General features: G+C 72.1%; 17 protein-coding genes. 9 read left to right on the top strand and 8 right to left on the bottom strand.

Translation table 11 applies throughout. The features are described from left to right. Nucleotides 1-67 precede the first annotated feature (67 nt). The 4 genes from murA (at nucleotide 68) to ACYVOM_RS10025 (ending at nucleotide 5,519) form a co-directional block, all read left to right on the top strand. Nucleotides 68-1,336: a UDP-N-acetylglucosamine 1-carboxyvinyltransferase gene (gene murA / locus ACYVOM_RS10040; RefSeq protein ID WP_460302982.1), complete on the top strand. Its 1,269-nt coding sequence runs from the start codon at nucleotides 68-70 to the stop codon at nucleotides 1,334-1,336. Nucleotides 1,337-1,675: 339 nt separating this feature from the next. Beyond that, nucleotides 1,676-3,016: a transcriptional regulator gene (locus ACYVOM_RS10035; protein WP_460302981.1), complete on the top strand. Its 1,341-nt coding sequence runs from the start codon at nucleotides 1,676-1,678 to the stop codon at nucleotides 3,014-3,016. 83 nt (nucleotides 3,017-3,099) lie between these two features. Further along, nucleotides 3,100-4,755: a serine/threonine-protein kinase gene (locus tag ACYVOM_RS10030; protein WP_460302980.1), complete on the top strand. Its 1,656-nt coding sequence runs from the start codon at nucleotides 3,100-3,102 to the stop codon at nucleotides 4,753-4,755. Next, complete coding sequence (locus tag ACYVOM_RS10025; protein ID WP_460302979.1) at nucleotides 4,752-5,519, top strand: hypothetical protein; 768 nt, start codon at nucleotides 4,752-4,754, stop codon at nucleotides 5,517-5,519. Before ACYVOM_RS10030 ends, ACYVOM_RS10025 begins: the two co-directional genes overlap by 4 nt. 24 nt (nucleotides 5,520-5,543) lie before the next feature. Here the strand turns inward: ACYVOM_RS10025 and hisC are convergent, their stop codons facing one another. After that, nucleotides 5,544-6,614, bottom strand: a complete 1,071-nt coding sequence (gene hisC, locus ACYVOM_RS10020; protein ID WP_460302978.1) for a histidinol-phosphate transaminase — start codon at nucleotides 6,612-6,614, stop codon at nucleotides 5,544-5,546. Between the two features lie 251 nt (nucleotides 6,615-6,865). Between hisC and ACYVOM_RS10015 the strand changes: the two genes are divergently transcribed. Further along, on the top strand, nucleotides 6,866-7,756 hold the full coding sequence (locus ACYVOM_RS10015) for a peptidase inhibitor family I36 protein (RefSeq protein ID WP_460302977.1): 891 nt from the start codon (nucleotides 6,866-6,868) through the stop codon (nucleotides 7,754-7,756). A gap of 33 nt (nucleotides 7,757-7,789) precedes the next feature. Continuing rightward, a complete protein-coding gene (locus tag ACYVOM_RS10010) occupies nucleotides 7,790-8,737 on the top strand; it encodes a peptidase inhibitor family I36 protein (RefSeq protein WP_460302976.1) in 948 nt (315 codons plus the stop codon). 15 nt (nucleotides 8,738-8,752) lie between these two features. On the opposite strand, the gene ACYVOM_RS10005 is transcribed toward ACYVOM_RS10010, so the two are convergent. Next, nucleotides 8,753-9,814, bottom strand: a complete 1,062-nt coding sequence (locus ACYVOM_RS10005; protein ID WP_460302975.1) for an NBR1-Ig-like domain-containing protein — start codon at nucleotides 9,812-9,814, stop codon at nucleotides 8,753-8,755. A 390-nt stretch (nucleotides 9,815-10,204) separates the two neighbouring features. Between ACYVOM_RS10005 and pgi the strand changes: the two genes are divergently transcribed. From pgi to ACYVOM_RS09990, 3 genes are all read left to right on the top strand, one after another. After that, nucleotides 10,205-11,836 carry a glucose-6-phosphate isomerase gene (pgi, locus tag ACYVOM_RS10000; RefSeq protein ID WP_460302974.1) on the top strand — a complete coding sequence of 544 codons (1,632 nt, stop codon included), beginning with the start codon at nucleotides 10,205-10,207 and terminating at the stop codon, nucleotides 11,834-11,836. Continuing rightward, on the top strand, nucleotides 11,833-13,206 hold the full coding sequence (gene zwf, locus ACYVOM_RS09995) for a glucose-6-phosphate dehydrogenase (RefSeq protein ID WP_460302973.1): 1,374 nt from the start codon (nucleotides 11,833-11,835) through the stop codon (nucleotides 13,204-13,206). The genes pgi and zwf overlap by 4 nt, the downstream gene beginning before the upstream one ends. A gap of 112 nt (nucleotides 13,207-13,318) precedes the next feature. Beyond that, nucleotides 13,319-13,852, top strand: a complete 534-nt coding sequence (locus tag ACYVOM_RS09990) for a type II toxin-antitoxin system PemK/MazF family toxin (protein ID WP_460302972.1) — start codon at nucleotides 13,319-13,321, stop codon at nucleotides 13,850-13,852. A gap of 10 nt (nucleotides 13,853-13,862) precedes the next feature. On the opposite strand, the gene ACYVOM_RS09985 is transcribed toward ACYVOM_RS09990, so the two are convergent. The 6 genes from ACYVOM_RS09985 to ACYVOM_RS09960 form a co-directional block, all read right to left on the bottom strand. Further along, nucleotides 13,863-15,398, bottom strand: coding sequence for an ATP-binding cassette domain-containing protein (locus ACYVOM_RS09985; RefSeq protein WP_460302971.1), 1,536 nt, complete (start codon nucleotides 15,396-15,398; stop codon nucleotides 13,863-13,865). Continuing rightward, on the bottom strand, nucleotides 15,395-16,567 hold the full coding sequence (locus ACYVOM_RS09980; RefSeq protein WP_460302970.1) for a sugar ABC transporter substrate-binding protein: 1,173 nt from the start codon (nucleotides 16,565-16,567) through the stop codon (nucleotides 15,395-15,397). The genes ACYVOM_RS09985 and ACYVOM_RS09980 overlap by 4 nt, the downstream gene beginning before the upstream one ends. A 12-nt stretch (nucleotides 16,568-16,579) precedes the next feature. Then, nucleotides 16,580-17,599 (bottom strand): ABC transporter permease, encoded by a 1,020-nt coding sequence (locus ACYVOM_RS09975; RefSeq protein ID WP_460302969.1) that lies wholly within the window; start codon nucleotides 17,597-17,599, stop codon nucleotides 16,580-16,582. Between the two features lie 2 nt (nucleotides 17,600-17,601). Beyond that, entirely contained in the window at nucleotides 17,602-18,741 is a 1,140-nt protein-coding gene (locus ACYVOM_RS09970; protein WP_460302968.1) for an FAD-dependent monooxygenase, read from the bottom strand. Between the two features lie 327 nt (nucleotides 18,742-19,068). After that, on the bottom strand, nucleotides 19,069-20,298 hold the full coding sequence (locus ACYVOM_RS09965) for a hypothetical protein (RefSeq protein WP_460302967.1): 1,230 nt from the start codon (nucleotides 20,296-20,298) through the stop codon (nucleotides 19,069-19,071). 108 nt (nucleotides 20,299-20,406) lie between these two features. Beyond that, entirely contained in the window at nucleotides 20,407-22,077 is a 1,671-nt protein-coding gene (locus tag ACYVOM_RS09960) for a S8 family peptidase (protein WP_460302966.1), read from the bottom strand. Between the last annotated feature and the right edge of the window lie 38 nt (nucleotides 22,078-22,115).

Genomic DNA, 22,115 nt, shown 5'->3' with positions numbered 1-22,115 from the left:
GGTCAGCGCATCCGGGGCCCGGTGGAATACTGGGCCGCGTGTGTCAAGGGGAAGGGGACCACCCGGAATGAGCGTTACCTACCGTGTACGCGGGGGCCGTCAGCTGCAAGGCACCGTCTTCATCCAGGGCGCGAAGAACTCCGCCCTGCCGATGATCGGCGCCGCGCTCATGGCCGCCAAGGGACGGACGGTGCTGCGCAACGTCCCGATCATCGAGGACGTCCGGCGCGCGGTGGAGCTGGCCGAGGCCATCGGGGCCAAGGCCGAGCTGCACGAGGCCGAGCGCACCCTGGTGATCGACGCCTCCGAGCTGTCCAGCCCGGTCCTGCCCGCCGACATCGCCGCCCGTTTCCGCGGCTCTTTCCTGTTCGTTCCGGCCCTGCTGCACCGGCTCGGCGAGGCGGTGATCGAGGGTGTCGGGGGATGCAACCTCGGCAGCCGCAACCTCGACTTCCACTACAACGGCTTCAAGCGCATGGGCGCGACCGTCACCGAGCACGACACGAACATCCACGTGAAGGTCGGGCAGCTCCAGGCGGGCACCCTCTACTGCGACACGCCCTCGCACACCGGCACCGAGAACCTCGTGATGGCCGGCGCGCTCGCCAACGGGACCACGCTGATCAAGAACACGGCGCTGGAGCCCGAGGTCCTGGACAACATCGACTTCCTGCAGCGGATGGGCGCCAAGATCGAGGGCGGCGGCACCGGCTTCATCCGGGTGCACGGCGTCGAGGAGCTGACCGCCGTCGAGCACACCGTCATGCCGGACCGGATCGACGCGGGCGTGCTGGTGATGGCCTGCGCGATCACCGGCGGCGAGGTCAACCTCGTCGGCGCCGACCTGGAGCACCTGGGCGTCGCGGTCGACAAGCTGGAGCAGATGGGCGTCGAGTTCAGCCAGCAGGGCGCGGTCCTCCAGGTCCGCCGGGAGCGCCCGCTGCGCCCGATCAACGTCATCACCGACGAGTACCCGGGCTTCGCCACCGACCTCCAGTCGCCGATCATGGCGCTGGCCAGCCAGGCCGAGGGCGAGTCCTACATCTACGAGCGGATCTTCGACAGCCGCTTCCAGCTCGCCGACGAGCTCGTCAAGATGGGCGCGTCGATCGAGGTCGCCGGGAACCAGCGCGCGAAGGTCTACGGCAGGACCCCGCTGAAGGGCGCCCAGACCGTCGCGCACGACCTGCGCTCGGGCGCGGCCCTGGTGCTCGCGGGACTCGCCGCGGAAGGCGAGACCGAGATCAGTTCGGCGTACTACATCGACCGCGGCCACTCGAACTTCGCGGAGCGATTGAACGCACTCGGCGCGGACGTCATTCGCGAATCTGAGTAATACGGCACAGAGTCACTCGGCGGCCGGATTCGGACACCAGTCGCCGAGGACACAAATCAGCGAGAGCCCTTCCCAGCCCATGATCCGCACCTTTAGGGTGCGTGGTCATGGGCTGGTGTGCTGACCGGAACCTGACCATTCGGTAAGGATTTACTGTCCGACCCTGTCTATAGGTTACTTTTTCGCCGCACTCTTGATTCGGTTTCGCGTCAGAGAGTCACATCCTCGCGCGGAGGGGCGATCCGCGAGATGAGGATGGTTCGACCCCGTGGTGCGCGCACGCGCTTCGGGTTGTACATACGGGCATCGTGGGCGGCCGAAAGGCGAGGGGCGGAAGCCATGACAGGACCACGGACGGGGGCGGTGACGCCGGACCTGACGATCGGTGTCGTCGGTCCGCACGACCTCGTCGAACGGGTCATGCTGATGGGGCACGGGCCGACACCGGTTCCGAGCAGGCTTGTGGCGGCGGCGTACCGGGACGAGCAGGAGGCTGCGGACAAGGTGATGCGCCTGGGCTCGGGCGTCGACGTGTGCCTGTTCGCCAGCCCGGTCCCGTATGACTTCGCACGAAAGGCGGGCGTTCTGACCATGCCCGCCACCTATGTCCCGCTCAATGGCGCCGCGCTCCAGGGGGCACTGCTGCGCGCCGCACTCGACGAGCGGTTCGATCCGTCCAAGGTGAGCATCGACGTGCTGGCCCGCGGAGAGGTCGAGGAGGCCTACGCGGAGATAGGCCTCGGCGTCGACCAGGTCCACCTGCGCGAGGAGGTGGCGGGGCCGGGCACCCTTGCCGCGTTCCACGAGCGGCTGTGGCGGCGCGGCGTCACCAGCGTCGCGCTGACCTGTGTGCACGCGACCGCCGAGCGGATGGAGCTGGCCGGCGTGCCGACCCTGCGCATCCGCCCCACCGGCGCGGCCATCCGCAGCGCGCTCCAGACCGCGGCGCTGCTCGGCGCACACCACAGGCTGGAGGAGTCGCAGCTCGTCGTGGTGCTGGTGGACGTGCCGACCCTGCGCGAGTCGCCGCGCCGCGTCACGCCGCGGTACTGGCGCGAGGAGCTCAAACTGGCGCTGCACCGGGTGCTGCTCCAGGAGGCGCACCGGATGAACGCCGCGGTCTGGCCGCTGGACGACCACAGCTATCTGGTGACGGCCACGCGCGGTTCCGTCTCCTCGGGCACCGAGGGGTTCCGGACCCCTCCGTTCGTGGAGCGCGTCCGCGAGGAGCTGGGCCTGGCCGTCGAGGTCGGCATCGGCATGGGCCGCACCGCGCAGGAAGCCGAGGCCCACGCGCGCGCCGCGCTGGCCCGGTCCCAGACCTCCCAGCGCGCTCAGGGCTTCGCGCTCGACCGGGACGGCAGAGCCCTGGTCCCCGCCCCCCGGACGCCGCCGCGCGGCGCCCCGCCGGTCAAGCCGAAGGGCCTGGAGATCCTCGCCCGCCTGGCCGACAGGCTGGGCGACCAGGTCGAGGCGGGCGCCCCGCTCATCGTCGACGCCGAGAACGCCGGGAAAATGCTCGGTGTGACTTCGCGCACCGCCCGCCGGCTCCTGCGCACCCTCGTCGAAGAAGGGCTGGCCTGGCCCCTGCCGCCGAATCGGACCCCGCAGCCGGGTCGGCCCCGGCAGCTCTACCGGCTCATCGTCGAGAAGCTCGGCCCGGCGAAGACCGGAACCTGATAATGAAAAAGCTAAACTTCCCCCAACCAGTGCACGATTTCGTGCATCTCAGCACGTGTTGAGGGGTGGCTGGAGGGACTGGCGTGCAAAGGAACTGGACGGTACCGGGTTACCGACACCTCCGTGAGCTGGGGCGCGGCGCGTCCGGCCACGTCGTCATGGCGGTGCACGAGGAGACCTCGATCGAGGTCGCGATCAAGTACCTCGCGCCGGAGCTGGCCATGGACCCCGACTTCGTGCTGCGCTTCCGCGACGAGGCCCAGGCGCTCTCGGAGCTGGAGGACCCGCACGTCGTCCAGTTCTTCGAGTACGTGGAGACCTCCACCAGCGCGGCGGTCGTCCTCGAACTGATCGACGGTGTGGGCCTGGCCCACGTGCTCGCCGACTCCGGGCCGATGCCCGCCGAGGCGGCCATGGCCGTCCTGAAGGGCGCGCTGCTCGGCCTCGCCGCCGCGCACGCCTCAGGTGTGGTGCACCGCGACTTCAAGCCCGCCAACGTCCTCGTGGACGGACACGGCCAGACCTACCTGACGGACTTCGGCATCGCCCTCCCGGTCGCCCCCGCCCACGCGGGCGCGGTCGGGACGTCGGCGTACCTGGCGCCCGAGCTGTGGGACGGCGGCGCGGCAGGGCCGACGGCCGACGTGTACGCGGCCACGGCCGTCGCGTTCGAGTGCATGACGGGGCGTCCGCCTTACCTCGCCGCCTCGCCGCCGGAGTGGGCCGAGGCCCACCGCTCCGCGCCCGTGCCCGTCGACCGGGTGCCGGAGGGCCTGCGCGCGCTCGTCGCCGCGGGCCTGGCCAAGGACGTGCGCGAGCGGCCGCAGAGCGCCTTCGCGTTCCTGCTGGAGCTGGAGATGACGGCCGGAGCCGTCCTCGGCGCCGGTTGGGAGGAGCACGGCCGCGCTCATCTGCGGGATCGGGCGCTGGCCCTGGCGATGCTGTTCCCGATCAGCAGCCCGGCAGACTTCGTCGCCACCGAGCCGCTCGCCCTGGTCGGCACTCCGGTCGCGGGCACCGAGGTTCTGGAGCTTCCCGCGCCTTCGGCCGCCGCCGCGTCGGCCACGCCGGCCGGGCGCGCCGTTCCGCCGATCCCGGCGTTCGACCTTCCCGCCGAGGAGCCCTATCGGCCGAGCAAGCGGCTGGGGCTCGCGGCCGCCACCGCGGGTGCGCTCGCCTCGCTGGCGCTGCTCAGCGGCGCGGTGTACCTCGTCGACTCGGTGACCCCGGACCTGCCGACGAGCCCGCAGGCCGCGCCCTCTCCCGTGGCCTCGCCCACCGCGCGGGCGGGCGGGCAGCCCGCGCCGTCGCCGACGGGCGCCGCGGGCGGCGACGACCGCCTGCGCGGACCCGTCGTCGTGGTCACCGCCGACCCCGCGGCGGAGACCACCGAGACCCCGACGGCCTCGCCGCAGGACCCGACGCCGACCGAGACCGACTCGCCCGACCCGGATCCGACCGACCCGACCGAGTCGCCGGACCCGACCGAGGAGCCCGACCCGGATCCGACCGACCCCACCGAGTCGCCGGACCCGACCGAGGAGCCCGAGCCGACCGAGGAGCCGTCCGCCCCCGAGGAGCCGGAGCCGACCACTCCGGCCGAGACCGAGGAGCCCGAGGCTCCCGCGCCGACGCCCACCGAAGAGGCGACGCCGAAGGAGACCACGAAGCCGTTCGTGCCGACCGGCCTCCGGGTGCTGGCGCTCGCCGCGCGCGCCTCCGCCCCCGCCGCGGGATGACCGACGTGCCCGGCCCGCCGGCCGATCCGCTCCCCGGCGGGGATCCGGGCCCCGCCGACGTGACCCGCTTCGACCTCGGCGGCCCCCACCAGGACCCGACCCGCACGCGGTTCGACCCCGTCGACGGCACCTCCCTTGACCCGACGGTGACCCGCCGGGAGTTCGGCCCTTCCGGCACCCGCCCGTCCGGCGGTTCGGCGACCCGGCCGCCGCACCAGGCCCGCCCGACCGGCCAGCCGCGGCAGGGCGAGGACGAGGTCAGGGTCAGGCTCGGCGGCGGCCCGACCGGCCCGCAGATGTGGAACCCGGACTCGGTGCCCGCCCGGCACCGCCGCAGCGGCTCCCGCACGGTGCCGTTCCTCAGCGTCGTCCTGTCGATGGCGGTCATCGGCGGGGTGCTCGCGTGGCTGGCGTTCCGCGGCGGCGGCGAGGAGAAGCCGGTGGCCGTCGACGACGTCCGGGTGGAGGCTCCGGGCGGGGAGCAGCGCTGCGAACCGGACGAGAAGTCCAAGACCGTGGATCTCACCGCCGTCGTCGCGCTGAACGGCGGCTCCGGCACGCTCTCCTACCGCTGGGTGCAGAGCGACGGCACCCCGGGCAAGTTCCAGAAGGCGACGGTCCTCGAAGGCCAGACCACCTTCGAGGCGCCCCTGCACTGGACCGTCTCCGGCGAGGGCCGCAAGGAGCTGACCGCGACCTTCGAACTGAAGGCGCCGACCCCCGCCAAGGCCTCGGCCACCTTCGAATACCTCTGCCGCCCCTAGCCCACCGGGGCGGCCGCGGCGGCGTCAGACACGGTGGGGGTAGGCCGCGGCGGCGGCCAGGAGGGCGTCGTTGTCCTCGATGGAGCCGATGGAGATACGGGCGCCCTCCTCGGCGAACGGGCGGACGCTGACGCCCTCGCGCTCGCAGAACGCGGCGAAGTCGAGGGTCCGCTCGGCGAGGCGCAGCCACACGAAGTTCCCCTGGGAGGGGACGACGGTCCAGCCCTGGTCGCGCAGCGCGTGGGTGACCCGCTCCCGCTCCTTCACGGTCTCCTCGACCCGGGTGATCAGCTCGTCCTCGGCCCGCAGCGCGGCGATCGCGGCGGCCTGCGCGATGCTGCTGACGCTGAACGGCAGGTAGACCTTGCGGATGGCCTCGGCGATCGTCGGGTGCGCGATGAGGAAGCCGACGCGCAGGCCCGCGAGCCCGTAGGCCTTGGAGAAGGTCCGCAGGACGGCGACGTTGGGCCGGTCCCGGTAGAGGTCGAGGCCGTCGGGGACGTCCTCGTCGCGGATGTACTCGCGGTAGGCCTCGTCCAGGACGACCAGGACGTCCTGGGGCACCCGGTCGAGGAAGGCGACGAGTTCGTCGCGGCGGACGACCTCGCCCGTCGGGTTGTTGGGGTTGCAGACGATCACCATGCGGGTGGCCGGGGTGATCGCGGCGAGCATGGCGTCGAGGTCGTGGGTCTCGTCGGGCTTCAGCGGCACCCGGACGGAGTCGGCCCCGGCGAGGTCGGCGAGCAGCGGGTAGGCCTCGAAGGACCGCCACGCGTAGACGACCTCCGCGCCGGGCTCGCTCACGGCCTCGAAGAGGTGGGCGGCGACCACGACCGAGCCGTTGCCGACCGCGACATGGTCCTCGGGCACGCCGAAGTGCGCGGCGATCTCGGAGATCAGTTCGGTGCACCCGTTGTCGGGGTACCGGTTGACGGTCGCGGCGGCCCCGGCGATCGCGGTGAGGACCGACGGCAGCGGCCCGTACGGCGACTCGTTCGACGACAGCTTGAAGGACCTGCCATCGGCTGACACGGCGGTCTTTCCGGGCTTGTAGGCCTGGAAGCGGTCGAGAACGGAACGGAACCGCGGACTCATCGCCCGATACCTCCTGCGCTGGGGAATCCCCCCACTGTATTCGTCGCGGAGCCCGCGCCGGCTACGGCCCGTCAGGGCGGGCCGTCCTGTCAGCGGACGCCGGTCGGACAGCCTGACAACAGGATCTCGGCGCGGACAGGCGGTCCTGATCGGGAAGCTGGGCTCGTCGCGGAGGAGCGCTCCACCGCCGGAGATCGGGAGAGCCGCTGACCCGCGTCTCCCGCGACCGCACCGACATGAAGGAGAGCACCATGCGCAAAGGATTCCTCACCGCGGCCGGCGGACTCGCCTTCGGCGCGATGGCGTTCGCCACCGCGTCGCCCGCCGCGGCGGCGGCCCGGAACGGCGTCTGCGAGCCGGGCGAGTTCTGCCTCTATTTCAACAGCGGGAACAAGGGATCGCTCTCGGATTTCCTCGGATCGGTCGCCGACTACGGCGCCGAGCAGCCGACCTGCTACGACTTCAAGGGTCCGGGCAACGGAAAGGGCGAGTGCGTCAAGAACGCGGCGGCCTCCGTCTGGAACCGGACTCCCAAGACCGTCCGCGTCTTTTACAACTCCGGCCACGCGGGGGCCTCACAGGACTTCAAGAGCGGTGTCCGAGGCGATCTGAACGGCACGCTCAAGAACCAGAACGCCTCGCACGAGGTGGGTCCGAGCTCCGTGGGGCGCGTCGCCCTCTCGACCGCGCTCTACGCGGCGGGCCCCGGCTCCATCAGCTGCCCCTTCGACGGCTACACGACGGTCCCGGGCCACCACGAAGGCATCGACTTCGTCCGCGGTGTCGGCTCGGCGGTCCGGTCGCTGACGAGCGGGGAGATCACCTACCTCAAGCAGGGCGCGAACGGCGGCGGCAACGCGAACCTCTCCACGATCGCGGTCTACGACGCCGCGGCGAGGAAGACGGTGATCTATCTGCACACCGAGCCCCGGGCGTCCCTGCGCGTCGGCCGGAACGTCTCGCGCGGCCAGGTGATCGCGGACGAGGCGTGGCACGGAGTGTCGTCCAGAGGCGGCGCGCACACCCACGTCGAGATGCGGCCCGGCCGGCAGACGCACGCCTCGAAGAGCGTCGGCGACCCCGTCCTGAACAACCCGGACCCGAAGGGGTTCTGGCGCTCCCAAGGCTACGAGGTCAAGTAGCGCCCCGCGACCTTCACCGACGGAAAGGCGACCATGGACTCACGAACGGCACGGCAGGGGCTCACCGCGGCAGTCGGCGCGCTCGCGCTCGGCGGGATGGCGCTCGCCGCCGCCTCGCCCGCCTGGGCGGCGGCCCGGAACGGCGTCTGCGAGCCCGGCGAGTTCTGCTACTACTTCAACAGCGGTACCAGGGGCTCGGTCTCGGACTTCACGTCCTCGGTCGCCGACTACGGCGCCGAGCAGCCGACCTGCTACGACTTCAAGGGCCCGGGCAACGGCAGGGGCGTGTGCGTCAAGAACGCGGCGGCGTCCGTCTGGAACCGCAGCGGGAAGACCGTCCGGGTCTTCTTCAACAGCGGCCACAAGGGCGACTCGCAGGACTTCCCGTCCGGCGCGAAGGGCGACCTGGAGACCGGGCTGAAGAACCAGAACGCCTCGCACAGGTTCCTGGGCTCGACGCCGTCGACGCCCACCGGCTGCCGGACCGACGGGACGGACACCAGGCCGCCGACGACGATCCTCGTCAAGCGTGAGGCGCTCGGCACCATCGAGCGGATCCCGTTCAAGGCCTATGTCAGGAACGTCCTGCCCAACGAGTGGTACGCGAGCTGGCCGAAGGAGTCCCTGCGGGCCGGGGCGATCGCCGCGAAGAACCACGGCTGGTACTGGGCGCTGCACTCGGACCGCAGGACCGAGGACGGCAGGTGCTTCGACGTCTGGGACCGGACGAAGAGCCAGGTGTACCGGCCGGGATCGGCGACGGCGGCCACCGACGCCGCGGTCGAGGCGACCTGGGGCACCCGGCTGCTGAAGGGCGGGAGGATCTTCCAGGCCCAGTACTGCGCCACGACGACGGCCTGCCGGCGCTGGTGGGTCGACGGCCAGTGGATGTCGCAGGAGGGCTCCCGCGACAGGGCCGCCGCGGGCTGGACCGCCGCCAGGATCCTCCGGCACTACTACACCGGCGTCACCCTGAAGTAGTGCCGGCGGCCGGGCTCACTCGACGACGAGCTGGAAGGTGACGGGGCGGCTTCCGGGGAACAGCAGCCTCCCGGAGGCGTCCGTCATCTTGAACCTGGCGAAGCACACGCCGGGGCGGCGCGGGGTGGTGACCACGGTGCTGATGTCCACCATCGCGCCCGGCCGGGTGTCCTCGATCGGCACGTCGGCGATGGTCTGGCACTGGTCGGCGCGCTGCGGCACGTCGAGGCGGCGCAGCCGGTACCCCTGCCACGGCACGGTCCCGTCGTTCTTGAGGCGCCACACCTTGGTGAGGGTCTGGCCGGGGCCGACCCGCGTGCAGTCGGGCAGCGTGATGTCGGAGATGAACCTCGCGATGTCACCCGCGTGCAGGGGCGGCGCCTGGGGCGGGTCGGTCTGGCGGACCGGGCAGTCGTCCGGTGTCAGCGCGGCGGCCGTAGGTCTCGCGGGGGCCGGGGCCGCGCCCTGGTCGCGTTCGACGGCGGCGAGCACGACCGCCGCGACGGAGCCGACGACGGCGATCGCGGCGATCGCCGGCCGGCTCATCGGGCTCCGGCGCCGGGCCGGGGCGACGTCCAGGGATGCCGCAGCCGGCTCGGGCGCCGGCGCGGGGACGGACGATGCGGAGACGGACGATGCGGAGACGGATGCGGGGGCTGGAGGCGCGGGGACCGGTTCTGCCGGTGCGGAGGCAGGCGCGGAGCCGGGCACGGGGACGGGCGCGGAGAGGGGCGCCGCGGGCGCGGAGGCGGGGTGGGGCACCGTGGCGGGGACGAGTGCCGGCGCGTCGGCCGGTGTCCGCGCGCGGGCGCCCGCCGATCTGACGGCCAGGCTCGCGTTCTCCCAGCGTTCGCGGTAGGCGGCCGGGTCGGCGCCGCAGGCCTTGGCGAACTCGACGGTGGTCTCCCAGCTCGGGAGCCGGTTGCCTTTCGCGGCCTCGTGCAACGTCGTGTGGGAGATCGCTCCAGACCTTCCGGACATTTCCCGAAAAGGAGGATTGCCCACCGACGCGCGCAGCTCCCGCAGGACCTGGGCGAAACCCTCGATCGCCTCGGTCCGGACACTCCTGTCGTCCACCGGTCGAAGCTAACAGGACCGCGCGTCGGCCACCCCGCGACGCGCGAAGCCACCGCGCCGGTGGACGGGCCGTTCTCGCCGCCCGGACCACGCGGAGCTCTTCTGGCGACCCGCCGAACGGGGTCCGGTGTGTTTCCTGTAGGACCGAAATGCCCGATCATCTAGGCTTTCGGTCATCCAGGTGGCGGCCCGCCGGGGGCGGGAGTGCGGCGGGCCGTGATCGCGATCCCCGTCACGGCTCGGTGGACGAGGCGGCGCCCCGCACGGTGGTGAGACCGGACACGGTCCGCAGAACCGAAGGCGGGTGCTCGGACGGGGTGGGTAGGGGATCATCGCGGAAGGGCATCGTGTGTGCGATGGCCGGCGAGACGGATCGGTGAGGGGAGAGCCGTGGGCGGCGAGATCACGCGAAGTGGCGAGTGGGAGGGGCTGCGCAAGCACTTCGGGGAGGTGGAAGGCCGGACCCTCAGGGAGCTGTTCGCGGAGGACCCCGGACGGGCCGAGCGGATGACGGTCGAGGCGGGGGACCTCTACCTCGACTACTCCAAGCACCGGATCACCGGGGAGACCGTCGGGCTGCTGGTCGCGCTGGCCGAGCGGGCGGGGCTGCGCGAGGCGATCGAGCGGATGCTGCGCGGCGACCACATCAACGTCAGCGAGGACCGCGCGGTGCTGCACACGGCGCTGCGGTTGCCCGCGGACGCCTCCCTGACCGTCGACGGCCAGGACGTCGTCGCCGACGTGCACGCGGTGCTCGGCAAGATGGGCGCGTTCGCCGACCGGATCCGGTCGCGGGAGTGGCGGGGCGCGACGGGCGAGCCGATCCGGACGGTCGTCAACATCGGCATCGGCGGATCCGACCTCGGCCCGGCGATGGCCTACGAGGCGCTCGCGGACTACGCCGACGCCGGGATCGCCGCCCGTTTCGTCTCCAACATCGACCCTGCCGACATCGAGGGCAAGCTGCGCGGCCTCGACCCGGCGACGACGCTCTTCGTCGTCAGCTCCAAGACGTTCACCACGATCGAGACGCTGACCAACGCGCGGGTCGCGCGGCGCTGGCTCGTCGACGCGCTCGGCGAGGACGCGGTGGGCAGGCACTTCGCCGCGGTCTCGACGAACGCCGAGAAGGTCGCCGAGTTCGGCATCGACACCGCGAACATGTTCGGCTTCTGGGACTGGGTCGGCGGACGCTACTCCTTCGACGGCGCGATCGGCCTGTCGCTGATGATCGCGATCGGCCCCGAGCGCTTCGCCGAGATGCTCGACGGCTTCCACACCATCGACGAGCACCTTCGCACCGCCCCGTTCGAGCGGAACATGCCGGTCCTGATGGCCCTGCTCGGCATCTGGTACGCCGACTTCTTCGGCGCGCAGACGCGGGCCGTCCTTCCGTACGCGCAGCGGCTGCACAGGTTCCCGGCCTACCTTCAGCAGCTCACCATGGAGTCCAACGGCAAGTCCGTGAAGGCGGACGGGACCCCTGTCGAGGTCGAGACCGGCGAGATCTTCTGGGGCGAACCCGGCACGAACGGGCAGCACGCGTTCTACCAGCTGCTGCACCAGGGCACCCGGCTCGTCCCGGCCGACTTCATCGGGTTCGCCGAGCCGTTCGCCGACCAGGCGGGCATGCACGACATCCTGACCGCCAACCTGCTGGCCCAGACGGGCGCGCTGGCCTTCGGCAAGACCGCCGAGGAGATCGCCGCCGAGGGCACGCCGCCCGAGATCGTCCCGCACAAGGTGATGCCGGGAAACCGGCCGACCTCGACGATCCTCGCGCCGAAGCTGACCCCGCGCGTCCTGGGCGAACTCGTCGCCCTGTACGAGCACGTCGTGTTCGTCGAGGGCGTCATCTGGGGCATCGACTCGTTCGACCAGTGGGGCGTCGAGCTCGGCAAGAAGATGGCGCTCGCCCTGGAGCCCGCGCTGACCTCCGAGGAGCCCGCCGCGGACTTCTCCGACGCCTCCACCGAGAGCCTTGTCCGGCGCTACCGCGCGCTGCGGGGCCGCCGGATATGAGCGCGGAGACACGGCGGTGCGACGCGCTCGTCCTGTTCGGCATCACGGGCGATCTCGCCTACAAGATGCTGCTGCCCGCCCTCTACCGGCTCACCGCCGACGGAGTGCTCGACCTGCCGATCATCGGCGTGGCCAAGACCGACCTCGATCTCGCCGGGCTGCGCGAGCGGGCGCGTGCGGCCTGCGGCGAGAATGTGGACTCCGAGGCGTTCGCGAAGTTCGCCGGGAATCTCCGCCTCGTCGCGGGCGACTACACCGACCCCGCGACGTTCGCCGCGGTCCGCGCGGAGGTCGCCGGGGCGGGGTTCGTCACGCACTACCTGGCGATCCCGCCCTCGCTGTTCGCGACCGTCGCCGAAGGGCTGGCGAAGGCGGGCCTGAACGCGAACGCCAGGCTCGTCGTGGAAAAGCCGTTCGGGCGCGACCTGGAGTCCGCGCGCGCCCTCAACGCCGAGATGCTGCGGTACTTCGACGAGGAGCACCTGCGCCGCGTCGACCACTTCCTCGGCAAGGAGCCCATCGAGGACCTCCTGGTCTTCCGCTTCGGGAACATGTTCCTGGAACCGATCTGGAACCGGACCGTCGTCCGGAACGTGCAGATCACCATGGCGGAGAGCTTCGACATCACGGGCCGCGGCGGTTTCTACGACGCCAACGGCACGATCCGCGACGTCGTGCAGAACCACCTCCTGCAGATCCTCGCGATCCTCGCCATGGACGCGCCGCCGTCACGGGACGCGCGCGCGTTCATCGACGAGAAGTGGCGGGTCCTGCGCGCCGTCAAATCACCCGGACCGGGCGATGTCATACGCGGCCAGTACGACGGCTACCTCGGCACCGACGGCGTCCGGGAGGGCTCGACGACCGAGACGTATGTGGCGATGCGCCTGTTCATCGACAACTGGCGCTGGGCGGGCGTGCCCTTCTACATCCGGTCGGGCAAGGCCCTGCCGGAGACCGACCTCGAGGTCGTCGCCGAGTTGGCCGCCCCGCCCGTCCACCTGTTCGACGGCGACCTCCAGCCGAACCTGATCCGGTTCCGCATCCAGCCCGACGCCGGCATCACCCTCGACGTCCTGGCGAAGGAACCCGGTCAGAACGCGACCCGCCGCATCCCCCTCCACGTCGACTTCACCAAGGCGCTGGGCCCCATGGAGGCCGCCTACCAGCGCATCCTCACCGACGCCGTGACCGGCGACCCGCGCCGGTTCGTCCGCTTCGACCTGGCCGAGGAGTCCTGGCGCATCGTCCAGCCCCTCCTCGACGACCCCACCCGCCCCCTCCCCTACGCCAAGGGGACCTGGGGCCCCGAGGCGGCCGCCGCCCTGGTCCCGGACGGCTGGCACCCCATCTCCACGACCTTCGACTGACCGGTGGGGACGCGGCGGGCGGAAGGATCGCGCTTTCGTCCGCCGCGTTCGCGGGGTTGAATGATCCTTTCTCCGGATCGACCGGTTCGGAACGACCCGGAAGGGCGGTCTGATGAAGATCATCAACATGGTGAGGCTGGCCGTGGTGGTGCTCTGCGGTGTGGGGATCCTCGGTTCCGGCGAAGTGGTCGCCGGCCTCATCGCCATGGTCCTGCTCCTGATCCTGGTGACCCTGGTCGGCGCCGCGGTCTCCAAGGTGGTCGGCACCGCGTCCGCTCCGGGCGGAAGGCCGCGTGGCGGCCCCGCGCCCGTCACCGACGGCCGGGAGCGGCCGAGGCCCGGCGACGTCTGGTGGGCGGACATCCCCTTCGAGGACTCGCAGGAGAGCAAGGACCGGCCCTGCCTCGTCCTGAAGGTGACGGGCCCCCGCGTCACCGCGTTGAAGATCACCAGCAAGGACCGGAGCGGACGCGATGACTGCGTGCGCATCCCCAAGGGCGTCATCGACGACCCGACCGGTGCGGGCCGCGAGAGCTGGCTCGAACTGAACGAGCAGCGCACCTTCGACATCGCCCGGATGCGCCGCCGCGCCGGATCCGTCCCCGGGAAGGTCTGGGAGCGGGTCCGGCACGCGCACCCCGCCTGACGGCGGCTGGTCAGGAGGCGAAGACCGCCGCGGTGATCGCGGCGGCGTCGGGGTTACCGGTGAGTTCGGCGACCACGGCGCCGCCGGAGAGGACGAGGACGCGGGTGCAGAGGAGGGCCAGCTCGGCGGGGTCGGAGGAGGCCACGAGGATGGGGCGGCCTTCGGCGGCGGTCTGGTGGAGGGCGGCGGCGATGTCGTGGCGGGCGCCGACGTCGACGGCGTGGGTGGGCTCGTGGACGAGCAGGAGCGCCGGGCGGCCCAGGAGCCACTTGGCGAGCTGGACCTTCTGCTGGTTGCCGCCGCTGAGGGAGCCGGCGGGGACGTCGGGGCGGGGCGGGCGGATGTCGAGGCGGGCGATCATCTCGGCGGCCTCGCGGCGCTGCCAGGCGCGGCCCGTCCACCAGGCGGGGCGGGCGCCGACGCGCGGCAGCGTCAGGTTGTCCAGGACCGAGAGTTCGAGCGCGAGGCCCTCCTGCTCGCGGCGCTCCGGAACGAGCGCGACCCCTGCCGCGAGGATCCTGCGGTGGTTCCGGCGGCCGAGCGGCAGCACCCGCCCGCCGATCCGCAGCTCCCCGTCGGCCCGCACGGCCCCTGCCAGCGCGTAAGGCACCTCCTCATAGCCGGATCCGACGACGCCGGTGACGCCGACGATCTCGCCTTCGCCCAAGGAGAGCACGACGTCCCGCAGCGTCCCGGCCGACCGGATGCGCGCCGTCACGGCGGGCTCCCCGCCGCCCGGCGCGGGCGGGCCGGACACGGCGGCGGGCTCCCTGCCGAGCATCGCCCGCACGATGTCGTCCTCGCCCAGCCCGCCTGCGCCGGGCCTGTCGATGCGGAGCCCGGACGCGACGACCCGGCCGTCGCGCAGGACCGTCACCCGGTCGGCCCGCTCGACGACCTCCGCCACCCGGTGGTTCACCATCAGCGCCGCGGCCCCGAGCCCGAGGACGGTCCGGACCAGGTCGTAGAAGTGGGCGAGGGAGTCGCGGGTGAGGGCGCGGGTGGACTCGTCGAGCACGAGGAGGCCGCCGCCCTCGGGGAGGTCCTGGAGGGCGCGAGCGATCGCGACGGTCGCCCGGTCCTGCTCGCTGAGCGCGCCGGCCTGCGTGTCGAGGTCGACGGCGCAGCCGAGCCGGTCGAGCGCGGCGGCGGCGTGCGCGCGTTCGGCCGCCCGGTCGATGCGCCGTCCGGGGCCCTTCGGGGTGAACCTGCCGAGCCGCATGTTCTCCACGACCGAGTAGGCGTCGACCAGGCCGAGGCTCTGGTGCACGACCGACACGCCGAGGTCGCGGGCCGCGCGCGGCCGGACGGGCAGGGCGAGCGGCGTCCCGTCGACGGCGATCTCGCCGCCCGGATCGGGTGCGTGGTAGCCCGTCAGCACCTTCACCAGGGTGGACTTGCCGCACCCGTTCTGCCCGACCAGGGCGTGCAGTTCACCGGGCCGCACGTCCAAGGCGACGTTGTGAAGCGCGCGGTGCCCGCCGAAGGTCTTGGAGACGCCCCGCACCCTGAGGCGCGGGGCCGCCTGCGCCGCGGGAGCGGTCATCCCACGCCCCACAGCTTCTTGAAGCCGTCCTCGTACGACGGGGTGCCGAACCATGCGCCGGAGGCCTGCGCCTCGGCGGTGAGGGCGATCTCGCCGACGTTCGCGGAGGTGAACAGCCGCACCGGCGTCGTGTACTCCTGCGGCTTCGCGCCCAGCATCATGCGCATGGCCTGGTCGAGCGACGCCCAGCCCTGGTAGGGGAAGTGGAGGGCGAGCGCGGCCTTCACCGGTCCGCCGTCCCTGACGATCTGGAGGCCGGAGACCGTCGCGCCGGACACCGCGACCTTCAGCGACGACCCGCGGTTCGCCTGCTGGACGGCGTCGAGCGAGGGCTGGAGGAAGTCCTCGAACTCGACCTGGAGGTAGTTCGCGTTCGGGTTGCGCAGCAGCGCGGCGCTGGTCGTCGGGGTGATCCGCTGGAAGTTCGCGGCGGACACCTCGTTGAGGGCGACCTCGCATTCCGCGCAGACCGCCGCGTATTTCGGCAGCGCGTGGTCCTTGACGTACGCGATGGCCGAGGGCGAGTCCTGCAGCATCGAGATGATCACGTTGCCCGTGCCGCCCGAGTCGGCCGCCACCCACTCGGCCAGGACCTCCTGCTGCTGGACGGCCCCCGGAAGGTAGGCGACCTGCCCCGAGTCCGCGACGCCGTCCGGACGGATCTGGTCGGTGATGAGCACCGGGATCTTCTGCGCCACCGCCTTGTCGAGCGAGTTCTGCGCCATCCCGTAGGGGAACGAGTCGCCGATGATCGCCCCGGCCCGCGCGCCGACCGCCTGGTCCACGCACGCCGAGATCTGCGACGGGTTCGCGCCGCCGTTGCAGACCTGCACCTTCATTCCGACGAGCGCGGCGGCCTCGGTGAGGTTCTGGGCCGTGACGGCGAACGCCGGAACCTGCTGGTTGAGCGGGACGTAGTAGATCGTCCGGTTCGTCAGGCCGCTCGGGTCGATCGCCTCGGACGGGACCGAGTACGTCTCCGTCGGCCGCATCGCCGCCTCGACGGCCGGGGACGTCGCCGTGTCGCCCGCGCCGCCCGCGCCGCCCGCGCCGTCCGCGCCCGCGTCGTCCGCGCCGCACGCGGCGACCGATCCGGCGAGCACGACCGCGCCGAGCGCCGCGCCGATCCGCCGTGCGGCGCCGCCGGGCCGCCGGGTCTCCTTCTCCATCGGATACTCCAATCAGTTGCGGCGCGCGAGCACCGTCGAGAGCGAGACCGCGACCACGAGGACGCCGCCGTAGAACACGTCCGAGACCCATCCGGGGACGCCCATGAGCTGGAGGCCGAGGATGCCGGTGGCCAGGAAGTAGATGCCGATGAAGGTGCCGACGGGGTTGAAGCGCCCCGGCTGCACGACGGCGGTGCCGAGGAACGTCGCGGCGAACGTCGGCAGGAGGTAGGTGGCCGAGACCGTCGGGTTGAACCCGCCGAGCCCCGCGACCGCGATGACGCCGCCGAGCCCGCACAGCAGCCCCGAGGTGACGAACGCCCCGAACCTGATGCGATCGGTGCGGATGCCCGCGAGCCGGGCGACCTCCCGGTTCGCACCGACGAACCGGACATGCCTCCCCAGCGGGGTGCAGGCCAGGACGTAGGCGAACATGGCGACGAGGACCACGCCGTAGAAGAAGGAGACCGGCAGTCCGGAGACCTTGATCAGCGCGAGCTTCGCGAACCCCGCGTCCAGGCCGCTGACCTGGTTCATGTCCGACATCCACAGGGACAGGCCGCCGACGAGCGTGCCCATGCCGAGCGTCACGACGATCGTGTTGACGCCGACGAAGACCACGAGGGCCCCGTTGACGGCGCCGACCAGCACCGTCGCGGCGACCGCGACCAGGCAGGCCGCCCACACGTTCCACCCGTGCAGGACCGTCAGCACGGGGACGACGGTCGCGGCGAGCCCGAGCAGCGGGGCGACGGACAGGTCGACGAACTCCCCGACGACGATCGTGCAGAGCAGCGCCATCGTGAGGAAGACCAGCGGCTGCTGCGAGCCGAAGATCGTCTGGAAGGTGGGGACGGTGAGGAACAGATCGGGTTGGAGCGTCCCATAAAGGACGCACAGGGCGAGCCACACCCCGACGACGGCGAACCGCGCGGGGAGGGAGGCCAGGAAGGCGCGGCCCGGACGGGCGGACGGGCGCCGGGGCGCGCGGTCGTCCGCCGCGGGCGGGAGGGTGGTCCGTGCCTCTGCCATGGCTAGATCGGCTTGCACATCTCGGCGAGGACGCGCTCGGTCTCGGCGACGTGGTCGAAGCCCTGCATGCTCGCGGGGTCCATCTCCCATTTGCCGATGTTCACGCACGTCTCGACGATGAGCCTGCAGCGGTCGTAGCGGCGCTCGGTGTAGGCCGCGAACGCCTTCTCGTGGTCGCCGCCGCCCGCCGCGAGGCACTCGGCCAGCACGATGCCGTCCTCGATCGCCTGCGCGGCGCCCTGCCCGAGGTGCGGGGTGACGGCGTGGACCGCGTCGCCGATGAGGACGATCCGGCCGCGGTGCCACGGCGCGGGCGCGATCAGCCACTCCTCCGGCCGGAAGACGATCTTCGTGGGGTCGTCGCAGAAGTCGTCGCGGACCCAGCCGGTGAGGCCGCCGAACGGGCGCAGGTGCTCGCGCAGGAGGTTCCCCAGCTCGGAGGGCTCCAGCCAGCTGCCCTCCTCGAAGTCGGTGTTGTAGAAGAAGTAGGCGAGGTCCTGGCCGATCGGGACGAACCCGGCCATGCCCTCCGGGCCCGTCTGGAGGATGATCCGGTCGATCTCGGGCAGGCGCGGGACGTTGACGCGGTAGGCGCCCTGGCCGAGGAACGTCGGCCTCATCTCACCGAGGACGTACGGGCGGACCTTGGAGTAGACGCCGTCGGCGCCCACCACGTAGTCCACGGTGTCGCGGGTGCCGTCGGAGTAGTCGACGACGACGCGGTCCGGGCCGTCGGTCAGCTCGGTGAACGTCTTGCTGTACTCGATCGTGACGCCGACCTCGGCGGCCTTGTCCGTCAGGATCTTGTGCAGCTGGGGGCGGGTGATGCCGTTGAGGGGCGGCAGTTCGGAGCCCGACACCCGCGCGCCCGGCATGTCGCGCAGGAAGTTCCCGTCGACGTCGACGACCTTGCCCCAGGCGGGGGCGGGGTAGCCGGCCTCCATGCAGGGCAGCGCGCAGCCGATCGCGTCGAGCGCGCGCAGCGCGTTCATGGGCTGGATGATGCCCACACCGAAGACCGACGAGTGGAGGTCCTCCTGGATCTCCACGACGTTCACGTCATGGCCTGCGTTCCGCAGCGCGATGGCGGTGGACAGGCCGCCGATGCCTGCCCCGACGATGAGGACGCTTCCTCGACTCAAAGTTCTTCACCCACGTTCGTCACGTGGCCTCGGTGCGGACACCGCGAGGCCGATGTGTCGTGAATGTAAACAGAGTTCGGACGGTGTGTGGAGTGGGTCACAGTGCAACCTAAATATGCGAGCGCGTACGCTCGCCGACACCGCCCTCGCCATTGACATCCGGCATGGAGTGTGGGCAATTCCGAAGATCATGACATGTGCTCTGAGCTGGGACGGAGCCGCTTGCGCTCCGGTCTTGACCGTGCTCCTTTGCCTGTGAGGAAATGACTGTCAGGCTCATTGCGACGCTTTTCCGGCTGCGCTGTGCGGGGCGCGGAAGCGCGGTGGTCAGAGGTCGGAGGCGTCGAGGAGAGGCCGCCACGCGGCGATGACCTCCGAGATCTCGGGACCGGTCGGCGGCAGTTGGCCCACCACGGCGCGCCCCCACGAGACGAGATCGCCGGCGAGGGCGGGATCGGCCGACCGCAGCGCGAGGGTCAGCGCCAGAAGGACGCGCGCCCAGACCGCGCCGCGGGTCGCGAACCCGTAGCGGAGGTCGGGATCGCGCGCTTCGGAGGCGTAAGCGAAGAGATAGTGGGCCTCCAGCCCGAGGCGGACACCATTGGCCACGTCGTCCGGGAGCGCGTCCAGGCAGGCTGCCGAAAGGAGCGTGGCGTGGGCCGTCGCCAGGGCGGGGGCGGCGCTGCGCAGCGAAGGGATGCAGGGCGCGCCCTCGTCGTCCGGGTCGTGGACGGGGACGCCGGTGACGCCCCTCGCCGCCATCGCCTCGGCGAACGTGACGGACCGGGCGGGCGGGCGGAAGGCGTCCGGGTCGGCTCCGGGCGCGAGGCCCCGCAGATCGCCGAGGAAGCGCTCCGCGGCGAGCGCCTCGCCCCGCTCGCGCAGCCGGACGACGAGGCGCAGCCCGTCCGCCAGCACCGCGAACCCGTGCTCGCGCCCGAAACCCCACGCGATCTCGGCCGCGGTGAGCGCGCTGTCGGCCCGGCCGGCGACGGCGTGCAGATCCGAGGACCGCCGCGCCGCCTGGAACAGGTAGCGGACGTCGCCCGGGGCAGGCCGGCCCGCCGCGGGCCCCAGGATGGCCAGGCACAGGTCGGCGGCGACGACCGCGACGTCCGGATCGCCGTACTCGGCGAGGACGTCGGCGGCGAGCTGGAGCACGCGGGCGAGGTCGGACGGCCGGTCGGCGCGCAGATACGCGCGGACCGCGGCATCGGCCTCCACGACCGCCGACGCGCCCCGCCCCAGGCCCCGGAGCGCGACCGCCCGGCGCATCCGCACGTCGGCGACCAGCGTCGGCGCGGCGCCCAGCCCGGTGTACAGCCCGAGGCTCTCCTCGAGCACCTCCACGGCCTCCGCCTGGCGGCCGAGCGCGTTCAGCGACCCGCCCTTCCCGTACAGCAGCGCGGCGAGCCGCTCGTCGCGGCGGGCCCCGGAAGGCTCGGCGCGCAGCAGCTTCTCGGCCTCGCGCTGCTGCTCCAGCGCCAGGTCCCACCTGTCCCGCTGCTGGAGTTCCACCGCCGCGTGGAAGAGCATGTCGACCCGCATGTCGGCCATCGCCGCCTCCTCGGGGAGACGCCGCCGACCGGGCCCTCAGCCCGGTCGGCGGCGGTTGCACAAGGGCGCCCGGCCGTACGCTACGGCCGGGCGGACTCGGAGGGACGGCTACTTCACGGCGCGGAAGGCGTTGATGATGCCTTCGCCGTAGAATCCGTTGTTCGACAGGGAACCTTCACACGTCTGCGTGGACGTGCCGAGGGCCCCGCCGCGGGTGTACCACTCGTAGGTGAAGGTCGCGGGGGTCGGGCACGGGTGCGCGACGGCTGTGCGGCGAAGACGGGCCTCCACGAGGTCGGGGCTGTAGGTGAGCCCGCCGTGCGCCTTGTCGCGCTTGCCGTAGCGGCTGACGATCAGGGCCGCGACGCCCGCCGCGTGTGGCGAAGCCATCGAGGTGCCCTGGAGCGACTGGTAGTAGGCGTCGCCTTGCTTGACGACCCACGGCACGGTCGGGTTCCCGGCCGCGTCGATGGCGCCGGACGCGCGGCCGATGCTCTCGGGGTAAGCGGCCCAGATGCCCACCGCGTCGTCCACGTGCTTGTCGGCGGTGTCGACCTTGTCGCCGCCGGGCGCCGCCACCGCGACGTAGCCCTTGCCGAAGCTCGAGTAGTACGCCTTGCGCTCGGAGATCCCGGTCGAGGAGACGGGGATGACGTGGTCGCCCTCGGACGGGATCGACACGCACGACGCGGGCACCTCGCGCGGACGCGGGTTCTGGCCCGGGAAGGTCGCGTAGTCGGGGCCTTCGTCCTCGTTCGCCTTGGTGTAGTCGACGAGGTCGTTGCCCGCCGCGGCGACCAGCGTCACGCCCTTGCGGTGCGCGTAGTTCAGCGCGCGGTTGGCGGCCTTGATGATGACGCGCTGCTGCTCCTGCTCCTCGGCGCTGTCGGCCGGGTTCGCGGCGCAGTTCCACAGCCAAGGGTCCACGTAGTACGACATGTTCACGACGTCCACGCCGTTGTCGGCGGCGTAGGCGAGCGCGTCGAGCGTGGGCTTGAGGAAGAAGTAGCCGGAGTCCTGGCCGGTGCGCAGGTTGACGATGCGGACGTTCGGCGCGACGCCCGCGACGCCCTTGCCGTTGAGCGGGGACGCGATCGTGGACGCGACGTGCGTGCCGTGCTCGTTCTCGTCGACGGTCGCCGGGTCCTCGCAGGAGCCGTCGGGGTCGTCGGCGCAGGCCCCGTCGATCTCGGTGCCGTTGGCGTCGGCGGGCAGGTCGGTGGTGAAGTTCCGGCTGAGCTTGAAGTCGAAGTTCGGCCGGATGTCGGGGTGGTAGGCGTCGACGCCGGTGTCCATGATGCCGACGAGGACGTCCTTGCTGCCCTTGGTGACCTTGTGGGCCGCGGCGGCGTCGATCTGCGCCATGTCCCACTGGAGGCCGTCGAGGGGCTCGGCGTCGGCCTTGCCCTTCACCTTCGGGGACTTGCCCGCGCCGCGGACCTTCTCGACGTCCTCGGCCGGGTCGGCCGCGCGGGGCGTCTTCGGCACGTAGCCGACGGCCCGGTTCTCGGCCGCGCCGTCGAGAGCGGCCGACGCGGCGACGGCATCGGTGAACCCGGCCTCGGTCGTCGTCACCGTCGCGACGCCGAGCGCCGCGTTCTCGTCGACGATCGTGCCTCCCGCGGCCTCGACCGCCGCGCGGGCCTTGCTCGTCGCCACGCCCTCGGTGTAGAGGACGACGTATTCCTGCTGTTCCAACGGCTCGGCCTCGGCCGGTACGGCGCTCAGCGATACCGCGAGCGCACCGGCCATGACCGTGCTCACCAGAGTGCGGCGCACTCCATTCTCCGTTCTGCGGGGGGACCTCCCGGCGGGCC

Source organism: Actinocorallia aurea, assembly GCF_054783995.1.
This window is presented reverse-complemented; position numbering and strand designations above follow the sequence as displayed.

Bases quoted from the DNA above. Each gene is read 5' to 3' on its own strand.
- hisC (WP_460302978.1), bottom strand. From the start codon at position 6,614: ATGAGTCCGCGGTTCCGTTCCGTTCTCGACCGCTTCCAGGCCTACAAG.
- ACYVOM_RS10035 (WP_460302981.1), top strand. From the start codon at position 1,676: ATGACAGGACCACGGACGGGGGCGGTGACGCCGGACCTGACGATCGGT.
- ACYVOM_RS09980 (WP_460302970.1), bottom strand. From the start codon at position 16,567: ATGGAGAAGGAGACCCGGCGGCCCGGCGGCGCCGCACGGCGGATCGGC.
- ACYVOM_RS10010 (WP_460302976.1), top strand. From the start codon at position 7,790: ATGGACTCACGAACGGCACGGCAGGGGCTCACCGCGGCAGTCGGCGCG.
- ACYVOM_RS09990 (WP_460302972.1), top strand. From the start codon at position 13,319: ATGAAGATCATCAACATGGTGAGGCTGGCCGTGGTGGTGCTCTGCGGT.
- zwf (WP_460302973.1), top strand. From the start codon at position 11,833: ATGAGCGCGGAGACACGGCGGTGCGACGCGCTCGTCCTGTTCGGCATC.
- ACYVOM_RS09975 (WP_460302969.1), bottom strand. From the start codon at position 17,599: ATGGCAGAGGCACGGACCACCCTCCCGCCCGCGGCGGACGACCGCGCG.
- ACYVOM_RS10015 (WP_460302977.1), top strand. From the start codon at position 6,866: ATGCGCAAAGGATTCCTCACCGCGGCCGGCGGACTCGCCTTCGGCGCG.
- murA (WP_460302982.1), top strand. From the start codon at position 68: ATGAGCGTTACCTACCGTGTACGCGGGGGCCGTCAGCTGCAAGGCACC.
- ACYVOM_RS09965 (WP_460302967.1), bottom strand. From the start codon at position 20,298: ATGGCCGACATGCGGGTCGACATGCTCTTCCACGCGGCGGTGGAACTC.
- ACYVOM_RS10025 (WP_460302979.1), top strand. From the start codon at position 4,752: ATGACCGACGTGCCCGGCCCGCCGGCCGATCCGCTCCCCGGCGGGGAT.
- ACYVOM_RS09985 (WP_460302971.1), bottom strand. From the start codon at position 15,398: ATGACCGCTCCCGCGGCGCAGGCGGCCCCGCGCCTCAGGGTGCGGGGC.